Origin of the sequence: Achromobacter sp. RTa (assembly GCF_000757485.1) — a bacterium.
In the GTDB taxonomy this organism is placed as follows: domain Bacteria; phylum Pseudomonadota; class Gammaproteobacteria; order Burkholderiales; family Burkholderiaceae_B; genus Achromobacter.
The window spans coordinates 278123-295672 of record NZ_JPYO01000036.1; the positions used below are offsets into that span (position 1 = coordinate 278123).

Below are 17550 nucleotides of genomic sequence, written 5' to 3' on the forward strand. Positions count from 1 at the left end.
GTAAGATGAGCGGCTCGTCCACCTCCTTGGCATCCAGGCCGCCGGCATCCCGCGGCGCCTGGCATGGCCCGCCGCCTACCGTGTCAGATCCCTCATTCGCCCGGATGCTTTCCGAACTCGGCCAGATGCTGGGCATTCCCGCGCTGGCGCCGTCCGATGGCGGTCTCTGCCAGCTGGCGTTCGACGGCCGGCATCTCGTGCAGATCGTGGAGCACGGCGCGCGCGGCCAGGTGCTGCTGTCGTGCGCGGTTGGCGGCAGGATGGACGGCGCCCAGGCGCTGCTGGCGGCGCAATCGAACTTCATGCAGGCAGGCGGCGGCATTGTCGCCTGCGCGGCCCCGGACGGACGCATGCACCTGCAGCTGGGCGTGGCGCGCGCGGAGTGCCGCGCGGACACCTTGATGGCCGCGATAGACGCGCTGCTGAACCAGGTCGAGGCTTGGGAGCAGCGCTGCGCGCGCACCGAACCCGACGTCGACGCGCTGCGGCGCAATCCCGCCTTCATGATGCAATCGGTTTAGGCGGGCCCGGGGCCCGCCGCGCGCGGACCGCCTAGCTCGACTTCTGGATCACGCCTTTGAGCGAATCCGCGATCTGCTTGGTGATGGTGCTCTGGATGTCGATCATCATCGTCCACTGCTGGACCTGCTGCTGCATCTTCAGCAGCTCGGCCTGCGAAACGCTGCCGTCCGCGTTGGTGCGCATGCTGGAAAGCGTGGCCTGCAGATTCGTTTCCTGCGTGCGGATGCTGTCGTAGATCGTGCTGTTGACGGAATTGAAGTTCAGGCCGGACGAGCCGGTGAGGCCGTTGAGTGCCATGGTGCGTCTCCTTAGCGGGGCAGGGAATTGAAGGGGAGCGGGGCCGCCGGCGCGCTGGCGGTGGACTGGGAGGGAAGATCGCTGGCCGCAAGTACTTCCCGCGCGGCGCGGGCGGCGTCGACCAGGGCCTGGGCATTCTGGAACGCGGCCGGCGCCAGGCCGCGTTCCAGCTGCGCGCGCGCCGCGGCTTCCAGCGCGTCCATGCGCAGGGAAAGCGATGCGCGCAGTTCGGCGCCGCCGGGGGCGGCCAGTCGTTCCTCGAGTTCGGTCAATGTGATCGGTGCGTTCATGGCGGCTCGGGTGTCGGATGCGGGCATGGCGCGCTCAGCGCGTCACGATGGCGTTGCGCGGTCCTTCGAAAATGATGCGGGTGTTCTCCACGGCGACGAGACGGTATTTGCGGTAGACACCGCCCACCAGCAGCTTGCTGCCGTCTTCCAGCACGATGAAGGGCTGGGCGCCGCCGACCACGCTGCGTATCGTGAACGGCACGCTGTCGGCCGGCGCCGCGGCGCTGGCCGACGCCACGCGCGCCACGTCCAGGTGATCCTTGTTGAAGTCCGCCACCAGCGCCTGCAGGCGCTGCATCTGGTCGTCGTCCAGCGCCCCGGGTGAAATGTCCAGGTAGTCGGCCTTCCAGGCCAGCGTGACGCCGGACAGGCCCTCGTCGACCAGCTGATTCGAGAAGGTATCGCTGACCTGCTGGGTCAGTTTGATGCCGTTGCCCAGCACCGTCATGCCGGGCAGCTGCGCGCGCAGCGCGTCCAGGGCCGAGGCGCGTTCGCGGGCGCTGCTGGCGATGCCGGTGATTTCGAGCCGGCCGTCGCCCTGGTAGCGCGGTTCGTACTTGACGTTGAACGCGCGCAGCGCGCCGCGCGCCGTGCGCACGGCTTCGTCCTCGTTGCTGATGCGCATGGCGGGCATGGGCCAGATCTGCGACAGGGCCGCCGCGACGGCGTCCTGTTCGACAGCATTGCGCACCCAGCCCGATACGGTTACCGTGCCGTCGCGCGACAAGGACACATGCAGCCGCGACGCCAGCCCCATGCGCTCGAATACGGCGGATATCTGGCCCACCGATTTCTCGGCGGCGGCCAGCCGCGGGTCGGGCGTCGGCGCGCGCTTGGCCGTGGACGGCGGGATCAGCGCCAGCGCGATGGCCACGATGATCGTCAGGGCAACGGCGCCTAGCCCCAGCGCCATCGGCCACGAGTCGCGCTTGCGGCGCCGGCCCGGTACGGGCGGCAGCGGCAGCCGGCGTTCCAGCTGGGTATCTTCCTCGGCCGAGGACACCGCCGGGGGTGCGGCGGGGTCGGGCGCTTGCGGCTCCGGAGCGGAGGCCGCCATTGCCGGCTCCTCGGCGCCGGATTCGGGCAATTGGGGCCAGGGGTCGTCGCGCCGCGCCACGGTGACCCAGACCGGGCCGAGCGCGACGGGATGGTTGAACGGGGTGACGGGCGCAGCGTCGCCGGCCGCCAGCGACCAGCCGCCCGCGCCGATGCGCACCTGCGCGGCCCGGGCGTCCATGCCTTCGTCGGCCAGCACGACGTCGCAGGCGGGATCGGCGCCCAGCACCGAGCCGTCTTCGACCAGGCAGCGCGCGTCGCGGTGCAGGCCGCTAAGGACGCGCAGTTCCAGCGCTACGCTCATGACGGAACTCCTATGCGCGGCGCGTTCATAGATCCACCCGCGCCAGCGGCTGCACGTTGATTTCCTGCGTCAGCTCCTGGTAGGAAAGCACGGGCAGTTCGTAGAGGTCCTGCTCGATCATCTTGCGCAGATAGCGGCGGATGTCCATGGAGGTCAGCAGCACCGGCTTCTGCGCCGTGGCGTTCAGGTCTCCCGTGGCGCGCTTGATGTTGTCCACCAGCTTCTTCGACGCGTTCGGATCCAGCGCCAGATAGCTGCCCGCCGAGGTCTGGCGGATGGCGCCGCGGACGGTCTCTTCCACGTTGGGCGCCAGCAGGTATGCAGGCAGGATGTTCTGGCCGCTGGAGTACTTGTAGCTGATGTGCCGCTTCAGCGAGACCCGCACGTATTCGGTCAGCAGCACCGAGTCCTTTTCCTTCTGCCCCCATTCGATCAGCGCTTCCAGCACCGCGCGCAGATTGCGCACGGAAATATCCTCGGACACCAGGCGCTGCATGATCTCGGCGATCTTCTGCACCGGCATCACGCGCAACGCCTCCTTCACCAGGTCGGGGAAGCGGTCTTCCATGGCGGTAAGCAGGAAGCGCGTCTCCTGGATGCCGATGAAGTCCGACGAGTATTTTTTCAGCACGAAGGCCAGATGCCAGGTCAGGACCTGGTGCGGGTCCAGGTAGGGGATGCCGGCCGCCGACAGGGTGGGCGCGAGCTCGGCCGCGACCCAGATGGTGGGGATGTTGGGCAGGAAGCGCTTGTCCGTTTCGTAAGGAACCTGTAGCGCCTGCAGGTTCTGTTCCGTGTCGCGCACCAGCACCGCGCCGGGCCGCAGCTTGCCCTGCGACATCGGCACCTCGGACAGCAGGATGTTGTAGGTGTCTTGCGGCAGCGCGTCGTTGAAGCGCAACTGGATGCCGGGGAAAGGCACGCCCAGGTCGAAATACAGCGCGCGGCGGATCTTGAGCAGCTCGTCGTTCAGTTCGTCGGCGTCGAAGCTGCGTTGCAGCTGCGCGGCGACATCGATCATCAGCGGCAGGGTGGGCGCGAACTCGGCGCTGCCGTCGGTGCGCGGCTTGGCCGCGGGTTTCTGGCCGTCGGCCGCCAGGGCGGGGATCTCGGTGATTTCGCCCGTCTTCTCGTCCACCACCTTGCGCGTGCCGCGCAGCAGCACGAAGCCTATGGTGCCGACGACCGCGGCCAGCGCAAGAAAGGTCAAGGTGGGCATGCCCGGGATCAGGCCCATGCCCACTGCGATCGCCGCAGCGATCAGCAGCGCGCGCGGCTGCGCCAGCACTTGCGCGCCGATGTCCTTGCCCACGTTGGAAGGACCGTCGCCGGTCTGCACCCGCGTCACGATGATGCCGGCGCAGATGGCGATGAAGAGCGCGGGGATCTGCGCGATGAGGCCGTCGCCGATGGTCAGGATGGAATAGACCTGCACGGCTTCGCCGGCGCTGAGATTACGCTGCATGGTGCCGATGAGGATGCCGCCCAGCAGGTTCACCGCCACGATGATCAGGCCCGCGATGGCGTCGCCCTTGACGAACTTCATGGCGCCGTCCATGGCGCCGTACAGCTGGCTTTCCTTTTCGACGACGGAGCGACGCTTGCGGGCCTCGTCCATGTCGATGGTGCCGGCGCGCAGGTCGGCGTCGATCGACATCTGCTTGCCGGGCATGGCGTCGAGCGAAAAGCGCGCGGCCACTTCGGCCACCCGCTCAGCGCCCTTGGTGATCACGACGAACTGCACGATGGTCAGGATCAGGAAGACGACCAGGCCGACGATGAGGTTGCCGCCCACGACGAAATTGCCGAAGGTTTCGATGATGTGCCCCGCGTCGCCCTGCAGCAGGATCAGGCGCGTGGTGGCGATGGAGATGCCCAGGCGGAACAGCGTGGTGACCAGCAGTACCGACGGGAACGAGGAGAACGCCAGCGGAGAAGGCAGGTACATGGCGACCATCAGCAGGATGGCCGAGAGGGTCATGTTGGCGCCGATGAGCACGTCCACGAGGGTCGTCGGCAGGGGGAGGATCATCATGAAGATGATCGAGACGATCAATATCGCCAGGACGATATCGTTGCGGCTGGTGGCGGCGGCGACGGCGCGGTTAAGGGCTTGCATGGAGCGGCTCAGATCGTTTCCGTTTCAGTGGCGGCGGCGGGCCGCGAGGCGACATAGGCGCGCATGGCGGCGGCGGCCTCTTCCCGGCGCTCCAGCGCCAGCAGGGTCTGCGCGCGGATCAGGTGGAAGGGCGCGCCCGCGCCGCCTTGCATGGCCAGGGCGTCCAGCGTGGACAGGGCGCTCTCGGGCTTGCCGGCGCGCAGCCGGGCCAGCGCCAGCGTGGCGAGCTCGCGCGGCCCTGCCATGTCCAGGGCGTGCAGGGCATTGAGCAGCACGGCCGCCTTCTCGGGCCGGTTGTTTTCGAGATAGACGTACGCCAGCAGGCTGAGCAGCTCGCGGGCCTCGTGTTTCAGCGGCATCGGGCGTTCATCCTTGGTACAGCGCGCTGCGGTACATCGCGACCAGTTCGCGCAGACCCGCTTCGTCCTTGAGCAGGCGCAACGCGCGGTTCAGGGCGCGCCCGTCCTCCTGGCTCTGCGTTTGCTCGGCGGCGGCGCCCAGCCCGTCCAGCGCGGATTGCAGAGCCTGCTGGAACTTGGCCGGCATCAGCAGGTCGCGGTTGGCCAGCGGCGGGCGCAGGCTTTCGTCCAGGTAGCGAGCGGCGGTGGGCTTGTCCAGCAGCTGGGCAAGCTGTGCGCGCACGCCGTCGGCGGGGGGCGCGAGTTCCTGGCGCTCGGGCAGGTGCTGGCCGCCGGCGTCCCTGCTTGCATAGGAAATGCCGTCGATGCCCCGATCGAAGGCAAGGCCGTTGATGCGCATGTCGGACATGATGGGTCTCCGTGTCCAGGGGTCAGTCGTCGCGCGCGGCGTCGAGCCAGCGCGACAGGTGCTCGACAGCCTGCTGCAGCCGATGCGCGCTGGCGTCGGCGGCGGCCAGCCGGGTTGCCGCGAGCAGCCGCGGCAGGCCGTCCTGCTCGCGTAGCGCGGCCTGCACCGGCAAGCCGTCGAGGCGGGAATGATGGGCGCGGCGCCAGGCCCGCAGCAGGCGCTCGGGCGCGTCGTAGGGCACGGGGTCCGAGACATACACCAGCACCTCGTTTTCGGCGGGTTCGATCGCGACGCGGCGGCCGGATTCCAGCTGCAACGCCACGTTGCCGCGAGCGCCCAGCGCCAGCCCGGGCATGCCGATGTCTTCACCGAAGGCGCTCAGCGCCTGGTCCAGGCTGTTCATTCGTATTCCTCGTCGATGGCGGCGTCCAGCGCCAGTTGGGCGGCGTTCAGTACGGACTGCCGGGTATCCGAGTCGGCATAGACCGATACGGGCAGGTCCTTGAGCACGGCGCGCACGCCGCCCAGGAACGCGATCCGGCCTTCCACGGCGGACACGCCATGCGTGCCGGCCAGGCTGGAAAAGCGCGATTCTGAAACCCATTTTTCATTGCTGACGTTGACCAGGTCCTGCATCAGGCGCTCGGATGCGACCGCGACGCCGTGATCCCGGCCCATTTTTTCCGCCAGTTCCGCGCAGCCCTCCAGGACGGTGACCGCGGTGCCCAGTTGATACAGGTCCTGCATCAGGGCTTGCAGCCGGTCGGGGCTGGAGGAAGGGCGCGCGGCGGCCAGGTCCTGGCCCAGCGCCAGGATCAGTTGCCGCAGCCCGCGGCCGACTTCCTGGCCGCCGAAGCGCTCCAGGGCCAGGGCCAGGGTCTTGGCGAGGCCGGATTCGCCCAGCACGACGTCCCGGTAGGTCCGCTGGAAATCCGCGACGCCGCGCACGTCCCCGGAGTAGGCCGACGCGGCGCCGATGGTGTTCATGCCGGCGCGGATCCGCGGGCCGCTTTCCAGTTCCAGGTCGGCCAGCGCTTCGCGCAGTCCGTCCAGCACCTCTTCGGAAACCCCCTCGCGCTCACCCTGGCGCAGCGCATATTGCAAGGCCAGATACTGCTGCGATACGTCGCCGAAGGCCTGGCTTGCCGCCTGGCGCGGATCGCCCTTGCCGCTGAGCAGGTGGCGCGCCAGTTCGGTCAGCTTCGCCTGCCCGTCGGCGTCGTGGGTCTCCGCCATGTAGGCGAGGATGGCTTCGGTGCTGATCGTCTGCAAGGGTGCGTCGCCGCGCACCTTGCGCTCCGCATGGTGCTTGTCTTCCGTTTTCTCGGCCATGTGCAGGCTGAGTTCCTCGGCCGAGTCGGCCAGGGAAAACTCGCCGTCGACCGTGACGGCGGCCTGGCCCAGCATCGTGCCGGCCTGCGGCTGTCCGTGCTGGACGTCGGCCTGCGAGGTCATCGAGGAGAAAGCGGAGGAGGGAAGGCCAGCTTCGATACGGTTCATAGGGCATGTCAGGCGGCCGGCACAGGCCGCGCGTAGTCAGTGGTAGTAACGCCCGGCCCGGGAAAGTTCCATGCAGGTTCGATGGAACCAAGCCGAGGCGGACGTTACGAACACGGCATGGCGACGGAGCTGGACCGGACGGTAACGGCATCCGTGAATATTCCAAGGGTTAACCCTTAATGAGCGAGGCGTTCTTCACCGGACGCACAGCAAGAGGAGAAGAAGATGTCCACAGTTTCCGGAGCAGGCGTCGGCGGCATAGCGGGCATGGACCTGGGGTCGATGGACCTGGAAACCGCGCTGATGGCGGTCCAGAGCGAGCGCACCCAGTTGCTGGAGGACGCCCTGCGCCTGCAGCTCGATTCGGTAAGCGCCCGCAATGCGGAGATGGCCGGCCTGAACGACTCCATCGCCGCCAAGTCGTCCGAGAACAACAAGCTGGAAGAGTCCAACCTGTCCATGCAGAAGCAGATCACCGAGCTGCGGGACCTGCAATCGCGGCTCAAGGCCAGCGAGTGCCCGAATCCTGAGGGCTGGTACGGCCTGTCATGGGGGCAGGGCGACGACAAGGCCCTGTCGCATGCCACGCTGGACCAGATCAAGGCGTCGGGCCTGAGCATTCCTGGCGGCGCGGATGCGCCGCGCGACGTGGACGGCAACGGCACCATGGACGCCAAGGGCAGGGTGGTGGCCGGCTGGCAAAAGGAGATCGACACCAAGGTGGCGGCGTTGGAGGAGAGCATCAAGAACAACGCGGCCACTGTCGAAGCCAACAAGACCGAAATGACGTCCATCAAGAGCCAGGTCGACGCGCTGGGCAATACCCAGCAGACGGAAATGCTGCGGCTGCAAGGCATGACCGGCAAGCGCAACGAGGCCTTCGACGTGATGACGAACTTCATCAAGAAGATGCAGGACAGCCGTTCCAGCATCATCGGCAACATGCGTTGATACGGAGGCCGGCAGAGTGGAACTTCCGGTCCGGCACGGTTACTCATGCAGCATGCGAGGCCGGAACGGCCCCGACCCAGGCGCGATGCTCCGGAAACGCGGCGCGCCATCCTTGGAGAGAGCAATGAGCATAACAGCCGCTGGCGCCAATGGCGCCAACAACATCGGCCAGATCGACCTGTCCAGCATGGACATCGAGACGGCCCTCATGATGGTGCAGGGCGAACGCGTCAAATTGCTGGACGCGCAGTTGCAGAACCAGATCAACGAGGTGCAGAAGCGCAACACCGAAATCGCCAAGCTGAACGAGGCCATGAACAGCCTCAACGCGCTGGCGGGCCTGTTCAAGTCCGGCAAGGACGGCGGCACCAAGATGAAGGACGGCGACATTCCCGACTGGAACAAGGCCGGCACGGAGAACGACAACCGCTACAACGCGATGCGCGACGCCATGTGGAGCGCGATGGGCGAAGCCGGCATGGACCTGAACACCGACAAGTACCAGCTGAAGGTGGACGGCGGCGTCAGCAATGTCACCAAGGGCAGCATCGAAACCGCCATCCAGGCCATCAAGAACAAGGTGGATGCGCTTTCGAACACCCAGCAGATGGACATGACGCGCCTGCAGGGCATGACCAACAAGCGCAACGAAGCCTTCGACGTGATGACGAACTTCGTCAAGAAGATGCAGGACAGCCGCTCGTCCATCATCGGCAACATGCGTTGATCGAACCTCTCAATCCTTCCCCAATCCGGAATACCCACATGAGCCAGAAAAAGACCCCCGAACAGATCCACGCCGATGCCGAGCGCGCGCTGGACAACGCGCGCCGCGCCCTGGCGCAGGCCGACGAGTTCTACCGGGACCAGGGCCTGGATCCGGAAAAGGTGCGCGCCGTAAGCGCGCAACGCCTGGGGGCCAAGGAGCGCGAAGAGGCCGAGTCTCTGTTCCGCCAGGACCTGGAAGCGGTGGAGAACGAGGTGGCGCAGGAATTGGCGCGGCAGAGTTTCGCCGCGCCGGCGGCGTCGGGCGGCATCAAGAAAATGCGCCCCATGGTGTAAGGCGGGCGCCGCCCAGGAAACAGGAGAACGACATGAGTCTGACCCCGGAAGAGAACGCCGCCCTGGCGCGCAACCTCGAGGCCGCCATGGAAGAGGCCACCGGCGGGCTGGCCAGCTATATACGCGGGGGCGGAAAGCTCGGCGACGTGCTGGGGCTGGCGCCGGCCGAGCTGGAGGCGATGTACTCGCTGGGCCATGCCTTGTACGAGCAGCAGCGCTACAGCGAGTCGTTCAAGGTTTTCTCCGCGCTGGTCACCTACGACCACACGCAACCCCGCTACGGGCTGGCGCTGGCGGCCGCCAGCCGCATGCTGGGCCGGCACGAGGACGCATTGCGCCAGTACCTGCCGGCCATCGCGGCAGACCCGCTGGATCCGGCGCCGCTCTACTACAGCGCGGAGTCGCTGGTTGAAATGGGGCGCCGCGACGAGGCCATCGAAGCGTTGGACGCCGTTGCCGCAATGTGTGACGGCGAGGAAAAGCACGCCACCGTGGCGGCGCGCGCGCGTGTCCTGCGCGACGCCCTGGCCGGACCGCAGGCCTGAACCCCGCCGGGCGCCCTGAGGCGCGCGGCCAAGATACTGGAGCCATTCCATGAGCATCAATTCCGTAGGCGGGGGCGGCGCGAATCTGCCGTCCAACATCGAAGACCTGTTCAAGAGCGCGCCCTCCGACGTTCTTCAGAAGCTCGTCGACAGCAAGCAGTCCATCGCTTCCGAGAACGAGGCCGTCAAGCAAAAACTGCTGGCCGAGATGGGGGCAATAAGGGAGTTGAATGGCGAGACGTTGGCGCAGATCTTGGCGGCCATGAGCGGGAAGCTGCCGGACGCGGGCGGCGGGGCCAATCCGTTGCAGGCGCCCGAAGGAAAGCTGGGCGTCGACGCCGGGTCGACGCTCAACGCGCTGTCGCAGCTGAGTGAACAGGAAGTGCAGACCGACATGTATGCCTTCATGATGCTGTTCCAACAGCTGGCGCAGACGATGCGCACGTCGGCGCGGGAAGTGCGCGCCAGCGAGCTGCAGGCCCAGGTCGACACCCTGAAGGGCGCCGCCGAAGAGATGCGCAACGCCGCGGAGGAGCGCATGATCGGCGCGATCACCCAGGGCGCGTTCCAGATCGCGGGGGGGCTGGTCCAAATGGGGGCGGGCTTCAAGCAGGGCAGCGTGCTGGCCGGCGGTGGGTCCGAGGCCCTGGCCAAGAGCTATTCGGACAAGGGGGCAGGCATCTCCGGCGTCGCCAGCGGCATCGGCACCATCGTGAACGCCGCGCAGGAGCGCAAGGCGGCAGAGCACGACGCCAAGCGTTCGGAACTCGAGGCCCAGTCCAAAGTGCATGAGTCCGGCGTGCAGCAGGCCAACGAAATGGCCCAGCAGATGATGGACGTCATCCGCGACCTGCGCGACAAGCTCTCCGCCATAGAACAGTCGCGCATGGAAACGAACCGCGGCATCGCCCGCAACATCTGAGCCGGCGTAGGCCAGGGGACCCCGACATGAATTCGATTTCTTCCAATATCGGCAGTTCCGCGCTGCCGCCGGGCGCCAGCCTGCCGGGCGACGCCGGCGCGTCGGCGGCCCAGGCCGCGCAGGCGACCGCCAAGGTCCGCGAACTGCTCGGCGCCTTCATGGATATGGCGGGCTCCCTGCCGGATGCCAAGGGCGCGGCGCCTGGCCGCTCCGACGCCATGTTCAACGGCAATGGCGCGCCCACGCTGGAGCCGCCGCCGCAATCGTTCTCCGCCAACGACATGATCGATCTGCTGCGCAGCATCCGCTCCAAGTCGGATGCCGCGCAGATCGCCAGCGCCAAGGAGAACCTGGCGTCCGCGCGGACCAAGATGGAGAAGAACAACGAGGCGCAGCTGCAGAAGATCCAGGACTACGTCAAGAAATGCGAGGAAGCCGCCAGCAAGGGGCTCCTGGGCAAGATCTTCGGCTGGATCGGCAAGATCGCCGCGGTGGTGTTCTCGGCCATCGCCGTGGTCGCGCTGTCGGCAGGATCGGTGGTCACGGGCGGCGCGGCGGCGCCGCTGCTCGCCCTGGCGGTAATGGGCCTGATCGGTTCGACGATCGCGCTGGCGGACCAGATATCCAAGGAGTGCGGCGGGCCCGAGATCAGCCTGAGCAACCTCATGACGACCGTCGCCAGCAAGTTCCTGCAGGCCTGCGGCGTCGACGAGGAAACGGCGCAGCGCATCGGCAAGGTGGTCGCCGGGGTGGTGGGGCTGGCGTCGCCCGCCCTGTTGATGATCGAGCCGGGCCTGCTGGGCGGCCTGGCCGGCGGCATCGCCGAGCTGGCCGGTGCTGACCAGAAGACCACGATGGCCCTGACCATGGCCTTCGCCATCGCGGCAGCCGTCACGGTGGGCGCCGTGACCATCGCCGCTTCCGGCGGGGCCAGCGCGGTGAGCACCACGTCGCGCGTGCTGGCCGCCGTCGGGCAGATCACGCAGGGCGCGACGCAGATCGCGCAGGGCGCAGTCAAGATTTCGGTTGCCCAGACCAAGCGCGAGGCCGAGGACATCCAGGCGGACAAGAAGGAGATGGACGCCATCACGCGCAAGCTCCAGGCCAGGATGGAAGAGGCGCAGGAAGAGATCACCAAGGTGATCAAACAGATGGAAGAAGGCCTGCGCATGGTGTCGCAGATGATCAACGGCGCCGCCGACAGCATGTCGCAGATCACTGCGAACATCGGCAAGCGGATGGCGGTCTGACGCCCGGCGCATGGCAACGCAACAAGGAAAGAAAATGGCCGACAGCGCAATTCAACGTGACGAGTTTGGCGAGGCGCTTTTCAAGGGGTTTGAAGGCTTGCCGTCCGCGGGCCGCCTGACCGCCGAGCAGCTCGAGGTGGTGTACGCGCTGGCGTACGCGCATGTCGCCCAGGAACAGTATGCCCAGGCGCTGCCGGTGTTCGCGTTCCTGGCGCAGTATGGCCCGACCCGCAAGCATTATCTGGTGGGGCTGGGCGTGTGCCTGCAGATGCTGGGCCGATCCGACGAGGCCGTCACGATCTATTCGCTGGTGCTTACCCTGTATCCGGATTCATGGCACGTCGCGCTGCGCGTCGCCGAATGCCAGATGGCCGGCCAGCAGCTGGATCAGGCGCGCCGAACGCTGGAACTGCTGTGCACCCCCGGCATCCCGGAGGACGTGCGCAAGCGCGCCGAAGCGCTGTTGCAACTGACCACGAGGGAGGCCGCGTCTTGAAGCATGGACGATAACGCGCTTTCACCACCCGGGCCCGCAGCGGCCCAGGCCGCCATGGCCCAAGCCCCCATGGCCCAAGCCGTCTCCCAGGAGACGGCTGTTGTGCTTCTGGCGGACGACGCCAGAATGCTGTCGGAAATCGGTTTCCTGGCCGCCGGCGCGGGCGATGCCGCTCGCGCCGAGACGATTTTCTCCGCGCTCAGGCGCTTGCGCCCCGGCCAGGCATACCCCTTGATCGGGCTTGCCGTCGCCTGGCTGAACGCCGGAAGGGCGCCGGACGCCGTGCGCCTGCTGGAGAACGCCGTGCTTGCCGACCCGGCCGAGCGGCCGCTGCTGGACGCGTGGCGCGGCTTCGCGCTGCAACTGGCCGGACGCAACCGGGAAAGCGCGCGCCTGTTGGAAACGGTCGCCCACGGCGACGGAGAGGGCGCGCGCCTGGCGCGTGCACTGCTGGGCCTGCCGCAGGAGGGCGCATGACGCGCGCCGCGACTGCTTGTGATCATCGACTTTGGAGCTAGCGTACATGGAAATCGCAGCGCTTTCGGCCGCCTTGCCGCCCATTCTGTCCACGCCGCCGACGCCGCCAGCGGCGCTGGCCACCGAACGCTTCAATGCGGTCATGAACGCGCCCGAGGCCGCGGCGCCGGCCCTGACGGGGCTGCAGTCCGCGCTGCAATCGGCCTTCGCGGCGCCGGTGGACGCCGCGCCGCCGACCCTGGGCAACCAGATCCTGGCCAGCCTGCGCAGCACCACCACCGAATACTCGGAGAAGTGGCAGGGCATATCCAGCCGCATGGACGCCATCTCCTCGCAGCCCTCCGTGGCCGAAATGATGCGCCTGCAGGCGGATCTGCTGCAGGTGTCCGTGCAGTATGAAATGGTGGGCAAGGCAGTGTCGCGCACTACGCAGAACATAGATTCGCTGGTCAGGATGTCGTGATGCGGGAAGTCTGCTGCCTGTCATTTTTCACTCAGGCCCCGAGACGGAGCGTGGCGGCCTTGCGGCTGCTCGCCATCGGCCTGACGCTCGTCCTGGCCGCCTGCGGTTCGCGGGTGGAGCTGTTCTCGGCCGCCAACGAAAGCGAGGCCAACGAGGTGCTGTCGGTGCTGCTCGATGCCGGCATTTCGGCGCAGAAGGCGGTCACCAAGACCGGCGTGGCCGTGTCGGTGGACGGCCAGCAGGTGGCGCGCGCGCTGGATATCCTGCGCGCTCGGGGGTTGCCGCGCGAACGTTTCGACGGCATGGGGCAGATATTCCGCAAGGAAGGCCTGGTGTCCTCGCCGCTGGAGGAGCGGGCCCGCTACATTTACGCCCTGTCGCAGGAACTGACCAACACACTGTCCCAGATGGACGGCGTGCTGGCGGCGCGCGTGCACGTGGTGCTGCCCGAGCGCGGCGGCGTGGGCGAGAACACCACGCCATCGACGGCGGCGGTGTTCATCAAGCATCAGGCGGGCTACAACCTGGACGCCCTGCAGCCGCAGATCCGCAAGCTGGTCACCCACGCCATTCCGGGCCTGACCGAAGACCGCGTGTCGATCGCGCTGGTGTCGGCGCAGCCGGCCGCCGCCGCTGCTGCTGCGGGCGGCGCCATGCGCCAGGTGCTGGGCATCGAGGTGGCGGACGGGTCGTCGGGCGTGTTGGTCGCCTGGCTGGTTGCGCTGGTCCTGCTGGTGCTGGCGCTGGCCGGAGCGGTCGGCTGGCTGCTCTGGCGCTACGGCGTGCCGGCGCGCGCCCGGGCCGAACGCCGCGAGCCCGTGGGCGAGGCGCGCTGATCATGGCGCCGGCGGCGAGCGCGCTGGACAGGCGGCTGGTTGAGTTCAACCAGCTGCCCAGCCGCACCTTGCACCCCAGCCGCCATGCGGCGTTTGCGTCGGCCGCCGCGCTGGAGGCGATGGCGCGCGCGCCCGCCCTGGATGCCGCCTGGCACCGCCACTGGTCGCGGGACATCCTGAGGGGGCTCGGCCTGCTCGACCGTCCGGTGACGGACGCCGGCCGGCCCGAGCTGGCGCTGGCGCTTCTGGCGCCGGATGCGCTGGCGTTGTGCGCGCGCCGCCTGGGCGCGGTGCTTTGCGGCCCTCGCCTGCGCCGCGCCATCGCCGGCGACGAGGTGCGGCTGCTGCTCGCAAGCCTGGGCGCCGATCTGGTGGATTTTGCGCGCCGAGCGGCTGCCGGCCTGCATGCCGGCATTGCCGAAAGCGCGGCATGGCCGATCGAGCAGACCGCCGCCGCGGTCGATGCGCTGGGCCACGGCGCCTTGCGGGCCGCGTTGAGCGGCGGCGGCCCCGAACTGCAGCTGCGCGCCGAACTGAAACTGCCGGAGCTGCCGGCCCACGATTCCCCCCTGGCCGCGGCCGACGCTTTGTCGCTCGGGCTGTCGATACTGAAGAACACGGATCCCACATGGCATTCCTCATTTCCCGCGATCCGCTGACGCCTCGCGTCTTAGCCGGCCGCGTCGACCCCGCCGCGCGGGTGCTGCGCGCCGACGACCATGCGGCCTGGGTCGGCGCGGAAGCGCTGCTGGCGCAGGCGAGCGCCCAGGCCGATGAGATCGTCGGCGGCGCCCGCACGGCATTCGAACAGGAAAGCAAGCGTGGCTACGAAGAGGGGCGCGAGTCCGCGCTGTTGGACCAGGCCGAGAAAATGATAGAGACCGTCGGCCGCACGGTGGAGTATTTCGCAGGCGTCGAAAACGAGATGGTGGAGCTGGTGATGGCCGCCGTGCGCAAGGTCGTGGACGGTTTCGACGACCGCGAGAAAGTGATGGTGGTCGTGCGCAACGCCTTGGCCGTCGTGCGCAACCAGAAGCAGATGACCCTGCGGCTGAATCCGGCGGAAGTGGACACGGTGCGCGGACAGATCAATGACCTGTTGGCCGCCTATCCGGGCGTGGGCTACCTGGACATTCTGGCCGATGGCCGGCTGGCGCGCGGCGCCTGCATCCTGGAAAGCGAGATCGGCATGGTCGAGGCCAGCCTGGAGGGCCAGATCCAGGCGCTGCGCCAGGCCTTCCAGCGCACGCTGGGCAGCCGGGTTTAGCATGGGCAGGCCCTGATCATGCGCCAGTTCGATTACATCGCCGAAATGATGGAGCTTGCGCTCCAGGACACGCCAACCTTGAGGATCAAGGGGCGGGTCACCCAGGTGATCGGCACCATCATCAAGGCCGTGGTGCCGACGGTGAAGGTGGGCGAGGTCTGCGTCCTGCGCAATCCCGGAGAGGATTTCGAGATGAAGGGCGAAGTCGTGGGCTTCGCGCGCGACGCGGCGCTGCTCACGCCGATCGGCGATATGTACGGTATCTCTACGGCAACCGAAGTCATCCCGACCGGCCGCGCGCACATGGTGCCGGTGGGCCCGGGGCTGCTGGGCCGGGTGCTGGACGGCCTGGGCCGCCCGCTGGACGAGGCGGAGCTCGGCCCGCTGGAGGCCAGCAAGTTCTACCCCGTGTTCGCGGAAGCGCCTGATCCGCTGAAGCGCCGCATCATCGCCCAACCGCTGGAGCTGGGCGTGCGGGCGCTGGACGGCGTACTCACTTGCGGGGAGGGCCAGCGCATGGGCATCTTCGCGGCGGCGGGCGGCGGCAAATCCACCCTCATGGGCATGCTGGTCAAGGGCGCAGACGTGGACGTCACCGTGGTGGCGCTGATCGGCGAACGCGGCCGCGAGGTGCGCGAGTTCCTGGAGCACGAGCTGGGCCGTGAGGGCCGGCGCAAGAGCGTCATCGTCTGCGCCACCAGCGACAAGTCCTCGATGGAGCGCGCCAAGGCGGCGTACGTGGCCACGGCCATCGCCGAGTATTTCCGCGACCAGGGCAAGCGCGTGCTGTTCCTGATGGATTCGGTGACCCGTTTCGCGCGCGCGCAACGCGAGATCGGCCTGGCCGCGGGCGAACCGCCGACCCGCCGCGGCTATCCGCCGTCGGTGTTCGCGACCTTGCCAAAGCTGATGGAACGCGCCGGCATGAACGAACACGGGTCGATCACCGCGCTCTACACCGTGCTGGTGGAGGGCGACGACATGACGGAGCCCATCGCCGACGAAACCCGTTCGATCCTTGACGGCCACATCGTGCTGTCGCGCAAGCTGGGCGCGGCCAACCATTATCCGGCCATCGACGTCCTGGCCTCGGCCAGCCGCGTGATGAACGCGGTCATCACGCCCGAGCACAAGCGGGCCGCGGGCCGGCTGCGCGAATTGATGGCCAAGTACCAGGAAGTGGAACTGCTGGTGAAGATCGGCGAATACAAGCGCGGCGGCGATGCCGTCACCGACGAGGCCATCGACAAGATAGGCGCGATCAATACCTTTCTGCGCCAGCGCACCGACGAGCGCGCGACCCTGCCGGAAGCCCTGGCGCGCATGACGGAAATCATGGGGGCGCAATGAGCGTGTTCGACGAACTGCTTGCGATCAAGCGTTTCCGCGAAGGCCAGGCCGAGATCGCCGTATCGCGGCAGCGCCTGCGACACGCCGAGGCGGACGCCGCCCGGCGCGACTCCGAAGCGGCGCTGGCGTCCTATCGGGACGAGGCGGTCAGGCATGAACGGGCCCTGTACAGCGACCTGTGCAGCCGGGTCGTCCGCGTGCGCGAGATCGAGACCGTCCTGCAGGACGTGGCCGGGCTGCGCGAAGGCGAGCGCCGGCACGAGCAGGCGGTCGAGGCAGCCGAGCGCCGGCTGGACGAGGAGGTCCAGGCGCTGGAGGCCAGCCGCCAGCAGCACCGGCAGGCCGTGCGCCTGACGGGCAAGTTCGTGGAGCTGGCGCGCATCCACCTGGACGAGCACATGAAGGCGCTGGAGCAGAAGGAAGACCTGGAAATGGAAGAGGCCGCCTCGGTTTCGCGCGACCGCGAAGACTGGGAGCAGCACGAGGAGTTTGAACCCGCATGAGCATGGACCGACGCATCGGGCTGGAAACGGCCATTCCCCAGGGCATGGGAACGCTGTCGAATTCCGACGGCCACGCCTCGGGACGCCAGGCAAGCGACACCGATCGCCAGGCCTTCGACAGGGCCATGTCGCAGAGCGAGACCGAGGCGGTCCCCGCGCCGCCCGCTGCGCTTTCGCCGTTCTCGCTCTTTGGCGCAGCCGCGCCCGCCGCCGCGCAGGCCGGCGGCCAGGCACAGGCCCTTGCCCGGGCCTTGAGCGACAGCGCAGAGCAGTTGCTGGTGGCCGACGGCAGCAACGGCCGGCGGCAGGTCCGCGTGGAATTGAAGGACGACGTGCTGCCGGGCGTCAGCGTGTCGGTCTACGAAGAGGAAGGCCGCTGCGTGGCCGAATTCATTTGCGCCAACGAGAGCTCGCGCGAACGTCTCTGCGCCATGGCGCCCGAGCTGGCCGTCCAGCTGGCGGAAAGCCTGGGCAGGCCGACGCGAGTGCGGGTGAGCGCGGACGACCCGGAAGACCCCTGCCTGGCGGAGACCGACGCCGCGGCGCCGGGCCGCTGACTACCCCTGTATCCC

Annotated in this window: 24 protein-coding genes; 16 read left to right on the top strand and 8 right to left on the bottom strand. The window is 68.0% G+C overall.

What is annotated here, in order from left to right:
* Positions 1–80: 80 nt before the first annotated feature.
* Positions 81–521 carry a type III secretion system chaperone gene (locus tag JL37_RS14470; RefSeq protein ID WP_231570345.1) on the top strand — a complete coding sequence of 147 codons (441 nt, stop codon included), beginning with the start codon at positions 81–83 and terminating at the stop codon, positions 519–521.
* A 31-nt stretch (positions 522–552) separates the two neighbouring features.
* Here JL37_RS14470 and JL37_RS14475 read toward each other — a convergent pair whose 3' ends face one another.
* Genes JL37_RS14475 through sctW form a run of 8 tightly spaced genes read right to left on the bottom strand, consistent with a single transcriptional unit; the run spans position 553 to position 6856 of the window.
* A complete protein-coding gene (locus tag JL37_RS14475) occupies positions 553–819 on the bottom strand; it encodes an EscF/YscF/HrpA family type III secretion system needle major subunit (RefSeq protein ID WP_043544842.1) in 267 nt (88 codons plus the stop codon).
* 11 nt (positions 820–830) lie between these two features.
* Positions 831–1109, bottom strand: coding sequence for an EscE/YscE/SsaE family type III secretion system needle protein co-chaperone (locus JL37_RS14480; protein ID WP_043544993.1), 279 nt, complete (start codon positions 1107–1109; stop codon positions 831–833).
* A 34-nt stretch (positions 1110–1143) separates the two neighbouring features.
* Positions 1144–2469 carry a type III secretion system inner membrane ring subunit SctD gene (gene sctD / locus JL37_RS14485; protein WP_043544843.1) on the bottom strand — a complete coding sequence of 442 codons (1326 nt, stop codon included), beginning with the start codon at positions 2467–2469 and terminating at the stop codon, positions 1144–1146.
* Positions 2470–2494: 25 nt separating this feature from the next.
* Positions 2495–4588 (bottom strand): type III secretion system export apparatus subunit SctV, encoded by a 2094-nt coding sequence (sctV, locus tag JL37_RS14490; protein ID WP_043544844.1) that lies wholly within the window; start codon positions 4586–4588, stop codon positions 2495–2497.
* 8 nt (positions 4589–4596) lie between these two features.
* The gene (locus JL37_RS14495; protein ID WP_043544845.1) at positions 4597–4947 is read right to left on the bottom strand and encodes a hypothetical protein; all 351 of its coding nucleotides are present in this window, start codon (positions 4945–4947) and stop codon (positions 4597–4599) included.
* A 7-nt stretch (positions 4948–4954) separates the two neighbouring features.
* On the bottom strand, positions 4955–5356 hold the full coding sequence (locus JL37_RS14500; RefSeq protein ID WP_043544847.1) for a hypothetical protein: 402 nt from the start codon (positions 5354–5356) through the stop codon (positions 4955–4957).
* 22 nt (positions 5357–5378) lie between these two features.
* Positions 5379–5759: a hypothetical protein gene (locus JL37_RS14505; RefSeq protein WP_043544848.1), complete on the bottom strand. Its 381-nt coding sequence runs from the start codon at positions 5757–5759 to the stop codon at positions 5379–5381.
* Positions 5756–6856, bottom strand: a complete 1101-nt coding sequence (gene sctW, locus JL37_RS14510; RefSeq protein ID WP_043544850.1) for a type III secretion system gatekeeper subunit SctW — start codon at positions 6854–6856, stop codon at positions 5756–5758. The genes JL37_RS14505 and sctW overlap by 4 nt, the downstream gene beginning before the upstream one ends.
* Positions 6857–7081: 225 nt before the next feature.
* Between sctW and JL37_RS14515 the strand changes: the two genes are divergently transcribed.
* From JL37_RS14515 to JL37_RS14585, 15 genes are all read left to right on the top strand, one after another.
* Positions 7082–7807 (top strand): hypothetical protein, encoded by a 726-nt coding sequence (locus tag JL37_RS14515; RefSeq protein ID WP_043544851.1) that lies wholly within the window; start codon positions 7082–7084, stop codon positions 7805–7807.
* A 124-nt stretch (positions 7808–7931) separates the two neighbouring features.
* Positions 7932–8534: a hypothetical protein gene (locus JL37_RS14520; RefSeq protein ID WP_052097204.1), complete on the top strand. Its 603-nt coding sequence runs from the start codon at positions 7932–7934 to the stop codon at positions 8532–8534.
* Between the two features lie 38 nt (positions 8535–8572).
* Entirely contained in the window at positions 8573–8869 is a 297-nt protein-coding gene (locus JL37_RS14525; protein ID WP_043544852.1) for a hypothetical protein, read from the top strand.
* 32 nt (positions 8870–8901) lie between these two features.
* Positions 8902–9414: a SycD/LcrH family type III secretion system chaperone gene (locus JL37_RS14530; protein ID WP_043544854.1), complete on the top strand. Its 513-nt coding sequence runs from the start codon at positions 8902–8904 to the stop codon at positions 9412–9414.
* A 49-nt stretch (positions 9415–9463) separates the two neighbouring features.
* The gene (gene sctB, locus JL37_RS29740; RefSeq protein ID WP_052097207.1) at positions 9464–10336 is read left to right on the top strand and encodes a type III secretion system translocon subunit SctB; all 873 of its coding nucleotides are present in this window, start codon (positions 9464–9466) and stop codon (positions 10334–10336) included.
* 26 nt (positions 10337–10362) lie between these two features.
* Positions 10363–11586, top strand: coding sequence for a type III secretion system translocon subunit SctE (sctE, locus tag JL37_RS14540; protein ID WP_043544857.1), 1224 nt, complete (start codon positions 10363–10365; stop codon positions 11584–11586).
* Between the two features lie 34 nt (positions 11587–11620).
* The gene (locus tag JL37_RS14545) at positions 11621–12082 is read left to right on the top strand and encodes a tetratricopeptide repeat protein (protein ID WP_043544858.1); all 462 of its coding nucleotides are present in this window, start codon (positions 11621–11623) and stop codon (positions 12080–12082) included.
* Between the two features lie 54 nt (positions 12083–12136).
* Positions 12137–12559, top strand: a complete 423-nt coding sequence (locus tag JL37_RS14550; protein WP_156124310.1) for a tetratricopeptide repeat protein — start codon at positions 12137–12139, stop codon at positions 12557–12559.
* A gap of 46 nt (positions 12560–12605) precedes the next feature.
* Positions 12606–13022 (top strand): type III secretion system inner rod subunit SctI, encoded by a 417-nt coding sequence (gene sctI, locus JL37_RS14555; RefSeq protein WP_043544860.1) that lies wholly within the window; start codon positions 12606–12608, stop codon positions 13020–13022.
* A complete protein-coding gene (gene sctJ, locus JL37_RS14560) occupies positions 13022–13858 on the top strand; it encodes a type III secretion system inner membrane ring lipoprotein SctJ (protein ID WP_052097209.1) in 837 nt (278 codons plus the stop codon). Before sctI ends, sctJ begins: the two co-directional genes overlap by 1 nt.
* Before the next feature lie 2 nt (positions 13859–13860).
* A complete protein-coding gene (locus tag JL37_RS14565; protein ID WP_043544863.1) occupies positions 13861–14517 on the top strand; it encodes a SctK family type III secretion system sorting platform protein in 657 nt (218 codons plus the stop codon).
* The gene (locus tag JL37_RS14570) at positions 14487–15125 is read left to right on the top strand and encodes an HrpE/YscL family type III secretion apparatus protein (RefSeq protein ID WP_052097212.1); all 639 of its coding nucleotides are present in this window, start codon (positions 14487–14489) and stop codon (positions 15123–15125) included. Before JL37_RS14565 ends, JL37_RS14570 begins: the two co-directional genes overlap by 31 nt.
* Before the next feature lie 18 nt (positions 15126–15143).
* Positions 15144–16475 carry a type III secretion system ATPase SctN gene (sctN, locus tag JL37_RS14575; protein WP_043544865.1) on the top strand — a complete coding sequence of 444 codons (1332 nt, stop codon included), beginning with the start codon at positions 15144–15146 and terminating at the stop codon, positions 16473–16475.
* Positions 16472–16978 carry a type III secretion protein gene (locus JL37_RS14580; protein ID WP_043544866.1) on the top strand — a complete coding sequence of 169 codons (507 nt, stop codon included), beginning with the start codon at positions 16472–16474 and terminating at the stop codon, positions 16976–16978. The genes sctN and JL37_RS14580 overlap by 4 nt, the downstream gene beginning before the upstream one ends.
* A complete protein-coding gene (locus JL37_RS14585; RefSeq protein ID WP_043544867.1) occupies positions 16975–17535 on the top strand; it encodes a hypothetical protein in 561 nt (186 codons plus the stop codon). The genes JL37_RS14580 and JL37_RS14585 overlap by 4 nt, the downstream gene beginning before the upstream one ends.
* Positions 17536–17550 lie beyond the last annotated feature (15 nt).